The 5267-nt window shown below is 76.4% G+C and carries 6 protein-coding genes; 3 read left to right on the top strand and 3 right to left on the bottom strand.

The window, feature by feature from the left end; genetic code table 11:
• The coding region (locus FAF44_RS51910; protein ID WP_237110900.1) for a P1 family peptidase at window positions 1-487 on the top strand (487 nt) is incomplete at its 5' end.
• Complete coding sequence (locus FAF44_RS51905; protein WP_237110899.1) at window positions 484-1917, top strand: aldehyde dehydrogenase family protein; 1434 nt, start codon at window positions 484-486, stop codon at window positions 1915-1917. The genes FAF44_RS51910 and FAF44_RS51905, both read left to right, overlap by 4 nt.
• 28 nt (window positions 1918-1945) lie before the next feature.
• Here FAF44_RS51905 and FAF44_RS51900 read toward each other — a convergent pair whose 3' ends face one another.
• On the bottom strand, window positions 1946-2707 hold the full coding sequence (locus FAF44_RS51900) for an SDR family NAD(P)-dependent oxidoreductase (RefSeq protein WP_237110898.1): 762 nt from the start codon (window positions 2705-2707) through the stop codon (window positions 1946-1948).
• 43 nt (window positions 2708-2750) lie between these two features.
• Window positions 2751-3386, bottom strand: coding sequence for an HAD family hydrolase (locus FAF44_RS51895; RefSeq protein ID WP_237110897.1), 636 nt, complete (start codon window positions 3384-3386; stop codon window positions 2751-2753).
• Window positions 3387-3440: 54 nt separating this feature from the next.
• Between FAF44_RS51895 and FAF44_RS51890 the strand changes: the two genes are divergently transcribed.
• Window positions 3441-4451, top strand: coding sequence for a zinc-binding dehydrogenase (locus tag FAF44_RS51890; RefSeq protein ID WP_237110896.1), 1011 nt, complete (start codon window positions 3441-3443; stop codon window positions 4449-4451).
• Window positions 4452-4464: 13 nt separating this feature from the next.
• Here the strand turns inward: FAF44_RS51890 and FAF44_RS51885 are convergent, their stop codons facing one another.
• Window positions 4465-5115, bottom strand: coding sequence for a TetR/AcrR family transcriptional regulator (locus FAF44_RS51885; RefSeq protein ID WP_237110895.1), 651 nt, complete (start codon window positions 5113-5115; stop codon window positions 4465-4467).
• Window positions 5116-5267 lie beyond the last annotated feature (152 nt).

Here is a 5267-nt window from a genome sequence, read left to right as displayed (position 1 = left end):
CGGCACCACCGTGGCCGCCCTCGCCGTCGTCAACGCCGCCGGATCCGTCCTCGACCCGCGGGACGCCACCCTGGCCGGCGCGCGGTACGGCCTGCCGGGCGAGTTCGACCACCTCGGCCCCCCGGCGGCCGGCGAGGCGGCGGCCTGGGAGCCCGCGGACGCCCCCTCCTTCAACACCACGATCGGCGTCGTCGCCACCGACCGCGCCCTCACCAAGGCCCGGTGCGCCAAGCTGGCCGCGGTCGCCCACGACGGGCTGGCCAGGGCCATCAGACCGGCCCACACCATGACCGACGGCGACACCGTCTTCGGCCTGGCCACCTGCGTCCGGCCCGCCCCCGCCCACGACACGTTCCAGGACGTCCTGGCCGCGGCGGCGGACGCGTTCAGCCGCGCCGTCGCGGACGCCGTCCTGGCCGCCACCGGACGCGCGGGCGCGCCCGCCTACCTCGACGTCTTCCCGAGCGCCCTGCGGAGCCGACCATGACCTTCGACCAGCGCCACCCCGCCGGACTGCCCGTCGGCGGCGGCTGGACGCCCACCGCCGACACCACGGACGTGCTCTTCCCGTACGACGGCTCCGTGGTGGCCACCGCCCCCCTGGGCACGGCCGCGCACGCCGCCAGGGCCGTGGACGAGGCCGTCGCCGCCGCCCCCGCGACGGCCGCGCTGCCGTCGCACGCCCGCCGCGCCGCCCTCATGGGAGCCCACGACGCGCTGCGCGAGCGGCGGGCGGACTTCGAGCGGCTGCTCGTGCTGGAGACCGGAAAACCGCTGGTGGACTGCCGGGTCGAGGTGGCCAGGACGCTCCTCACGCTGGCGAGCGCCGCCGAGGAGGTCGCCAGGCTGCACGGCGAGACCGTGCCCCTCGACCTGCTGCCGCAGGGCGAGGGCCTGATCGGGTTCTGGACGCGCCGGCCCATCGGCGTCGTCGTCGGCGTCACCGGCTTCAACTATCCGCTGCTGCTCGCCGCCCACAAGATCGCCCCGGCGCTGGCCGCCGGCTGCCCCGTGATCGTCAAACCGGCCCCGGCGACCCCGCTGGCCACGCTCTGGCTCGTGCACCTGCTGCGGGAGGCCCTGGGCGAGGCCGGGCCCCCGGCCGCCGTGCAACTCGTCACCGGCGGCGTCGAGGTCGGCCGGACCCTGGTGGAGGACCGCAGGGTCGGCGCGGTCTCGTTCACCGGCTCGGCCGCCGCCGGGCATGCCATCGCCCGCGCCGCCGCCCCCACGAAGGTGCTGCTGGAACTCGGCTCGAACGCGGCGCTCGTGGTCGCGGCCGACGCCGACCTCGACGCCGCCGCCGACGCCGTCGTGCGCGGCGGCTACTACGCCTCCGGCCAGGCGTGCATCTCCGTGCAGCGGGTGCTGGTCGAGGAGCCGGTGGCAGGAACCTTCCTGACGGCGCTGGCCGAGCGGGTCGAGGACGTCGCCGTCGGCGACCCCCGCCTGCCCGGCACCCGCGTGGCCCCGCTCATCGACGAGGCCGCCGCGGACCGCGTCCTGGATTGGATCGCCGCCTCCGGGGCCGAGGTGGTGACGGGCGGGCGGCGCGACGGCCGGGCCATCGTGCCGACGGTGCTGACCGGCGTCCCGGACGGGGCCGCCGCCTGGGACGAGGAGATCTTCGGGCCCGTCGTGTGCGTGCGCCCGGTGCCCGGTCTCGACGCCGCCTTCGAGGCGGTCAACCGGTCGAGGTACGGCCTGCACGCGGCCGTCTTCACCCGCTCGCTGGCCACGGCGTTCGCGGCCATCGAGCGCATCGAGGCGGGCGGGGTGGTCGTCAACGAGGTGCCGGGGTTCAGGGCCGACAACATGCCGTACGGCGGGGTGAAGGACTCGGGGGCGGGGCGCGAGGGGCCGCGGTTCGCGATCGAGGAACTGACCGTCACGAAAATGGCCATCATCCGCCCGTAGCCCGCCCGCCCCGCGTGCCGGGGCGGGCTCAGTTCGGGGGGTCGAAGCGGCCGTCCACGGCGGTCCAGCCGCCGTCCACGTGCAGCACGGAGCCGGTCACGAAGCTCGCCGCGTCGCCCGCCAGGTAGACCACCGCCCCGGCCAGTTCCCCGGCCGTCGCCCACCGGCCGAGCGCGCTCTTGGCGGCGTACGCGGCGTACCAGCCGGGATCGTCCTTGATCTGCCTGGTCAGCGGGGTCTCCACCACGCCGGGCGCGATGGCGTTCACCCGCACCCCGTGCGGCCCGAACTCGGCGGCGGCCGTGCGCAGGAGCTGCACCAGCCCGGCCTTCGTGGCCGCGTACACGCTCTGCCCCGGCTCGGTGACCGAGGCCCTGATGGAGGCGAACCCGATGATCGAGCCGCGGCCCCGCTCGACCATGCCCGCGCCGAAGGCGCGCACGACGTCGAAGGAGGCCCGCAGGTTCAGCGCCACCACCCGGTCGAACTCCTCGCCGGTGTAGTCGAGCAGCCGCTTGCGCACGTTCGTGGCCGCGGTGAGGACGAGCACGTCGGCCGGCTCGTCCGCGGCCAGCGCGCGCACCGCGGCGGCGTCCAGCACGTCGAGCAGGCGGGCGGTGCCGCCGCAGCCGGCGGCGGTCTCCCGCGCGGCGGGCAGGTCGCGGTCGGCGCACACCACCGAGGCGCCGTGCGCGGCCAGCGCCAGCGCCGCCTCCCGGCCGATCCCGCTCCCCGCGCCGATCACCACGGCCCGCCGCCCGTCGAGGCGGAACAGCGCGTCATATTCCATACCAGGCACCCTAACGACTGGTCCGACCAGTACACCAGGTGCGTCAGCCGGTTCCGGGCCCAGGCGCGCGGATGGCGGCGACCAGCTCCGGCATCGTCGCGACGGCCCGCTCCGGCCCCCCGGCCGGGTGGGCGGCGGTGTCGTCGCTGCGGAAGAGGACGGTCCGCATGCCCAGGGCGCGGGCGGGCGTCAGGTTGACCGGGCGGTCGTCCACGTACACCACCTGCGCGGGCGGCACGTCCAGCGCGGCCAGCACCGCCTCGTACGGCCCCGGATCCGGCTTGCGCGCCCCCAGTTCGGAGCTGACGAACCAGCGCCCGATGTGCCGGTCGAGCCCGAACCGGCGGCGCAGGAGGGCCGACCAGGCGGCCGCGTCGTTGCTCAGGCAGGCCAGCTCCAGCCCGTCGCCGGCCAGCGCCGCGAGGGCGTCCGGCGTGCCATCGGTGAGCGTGTGCCGGCGGCAGTAGTCCTCGTCGCCCGCCGCCGCGCCGAGCGCCGCCCAGAACGCGCCGGTGCTCATCCGGCCCAGCGTGACCGCCTGGTAGGCGGCGTGGACGTCCCGCTCGGGCGCGCGGCACCCGCGCTCGCGCAGGTACGGGAGCAGCACCCGGCCCCGCACGTCCCCGTCGCGGTACAGGACGCCCATCGCGTCGAGCACGACCACCCTCACGTGATCCACCGTGCCAGCCTAACCGGGCCGGTCCCGGGGCCCGCTGCGGTAGCGTCTGCCGTTATGCGTGCCTTCGTCATCACCGGTCCGGGACGCGCGGAGGTCCAGGAGGTCGAGCCGCCCGTGCCGGGCCGGGGCGAGGTGGTCGTCGAGGTCGAGCGGGCCGGCGTGTGCGGCACGGACATGGAGGTCTACTCCGGCGCGATGAGCTACCTCCGCACCGGCGAGGCCCGCTACCCGGTGCGGATCGGCCACGAGTGGTCCGGCACCGTCCGCGAGGCCGGCGAGGGCGTGGACCCCGCGTGGCTGGGCCGCCGGGTCACCGGCGACACCATGCTCGGCTGCGGGCGCTGCGCGCGCTGTCTCGGCGGCAGGCAGCACCTGTGCGCCGACCGGTACGAGATCGGCATCCGCCACGGCTGGCCGGGTGCGCTCGCCGAACGCCTCCCGGTGCCCGTCCGCGCCCTGCAGCCGCTGCCGGACGCCGTCGATCCGGTGCTGGGCGCGCTGGTGGAGCCCGGCGGGAACGCGCTCAGGGCCGTGGACGCCGCCGCGCTCGCCCCCGGCGAACGGCTCCTGGTCATCGGGCCGGGCACGATCGGCCTGCTCGCGGCGCTGATGGCGGCGGCGCGCGGGGTGGAGGCGCACCTGCTGGGCGTGACCGGCGAGTCCCTCGCCTTCGCCCGGTCCCTGGGCCTGACCCGCACCTGGACGGAGCCTCCCGGGCACGGGTTCGACGCGGTCATCGACGCCTCGAACGGCCGGGGCGCGCCCGCGCTCGCCCTGGAGGTCGTCGAGCCGGGCCGCCGCGTCGTCCTCATCGGCCTGTCGGCCGAGCCCAGCCGCATCGACACGCGCGCCCTCGTGCTCGGGGACATCACCGCCACCGGCGTGCTCAGCGCCTCCGGCGGGCTGGCCGGGACCATCGAGCTGTACGCGTCGGGCCGGGTCGATCCCCGGCCGCTCGTGGCGGCGACGGTCTCGCTGGAGGAGGCCGCCGCCGTGCTGGCGGGACGGCGGCGGCCGGAGTGGGGGCACGCCCCGAAGATCCACGTCGATCCCCGCCTGCCCTGACCCCGACCGCTCCTCAGCGCGGCGTGGGGGCGTGCAGGTGGGCGAGGGTGAGCCGGGGCGGTGGCGGCAGGGGCTCGGCGTGCTCGGCGCGGAAGGACTGCAGCAGGTACGCCACCAGCCGCCGCGACCCCGCCGCCGCGGCCTGCCCGGCGCCGTCGGTGACACCGCAGTTGGCCTTGAGCAGCAGCGTCAGGTCGGCCATCGCGAAGTCGGCGCGCAGCCGTCCGGCGGCCTTGGCCCGGCGGATCACCTCGGCGAAGCCCCGCTCGGCCCGCGCGCGCGTGCGCTCGTAGTCGATCGCCTCGGGGAAGGCCGTCAGGAACGCGTCGGTGAACCCCCGGTCGGCCACCTGCATGGCGCACACCTTCTCGATCGCCGCGCAGAACCCGTGCCACGGATCCGGATCGGCCAGCGCCTCGTCCACCACCGCCGCGCACGTCGCCAGTTCGTCGCCGAACACCTCCGTGATCAGCGACTCGCGTGAGGGGAAGCGCCGGTAGAGCGTGGCCACGCCGACGCCCGCGCGCCGCGCGATGGCCCCCATCGGGACGTCGAGCCCCCGTGCGGCGTACGCCTCCCGCGCCGCGCCGAGGATGCGATCGCGGTTGTGCCGCGCGTCGGCCCGCAGCCCCGCGGGCTCCATGTGAGAGGGATGACCAGGCATGTGTCTCACATTAGAGGTAAGTGGACGACCCCGTCCGGTTGGCCGGGTAGCGTCCCCGGCGTGATGACGACACCCAGTGAGATGCGCGCGGCCCTGTTCGACCGCTACGGCCCCCCGGAGGTCCTGTACGTGGGCACGGTGCCCACCCCGGT

This window comes from Nonomuraea sp. MG754425, assembly GCF_021699195.1.
In the GTDB taxonomy this organism is placed as follows: domain Bacteria; phylum Actinomycetota; class Actinomycetes; order Streptosporangiales; family Streptosporangiaceae; genus Nonomuraea.
Note: the sequence above shows the minus strand (reverse complement) of the source record. Positions and strands in the feature narration are given on the sequence as shown.

Coding starts and splice junctions, on each gene's coding strand:
- FAF44_RS51905 (WP_237110899.1), top strand. CDS start 484: ATGACCTTCGACCAGCGCCACCCCGCCGGACTGCCCGTCGGCGGCGGC.
- FAF44_RS51900 (WP_237110898.1), bottom strand. CDS start 2,707: ATGGAATATGACGCGCTGTTCCGCCTCGACGGGCGGCGGGCCGTGGTG.
- FAF44_RS51890 (WP_237110896.1), top strand. CDS start 3,441: ATGCGTGCCTTCGTCATCACCGGTCCGGGACGCGCGGAGGTCCAGGAG.
- FAF44_RS51885 (WP_237110895.1), bottom strand. CDS start 5,115: ATGCCTGGTCATCCCTCTCACATGGAGCCCGCGGGGCTGCGGGCCGAC.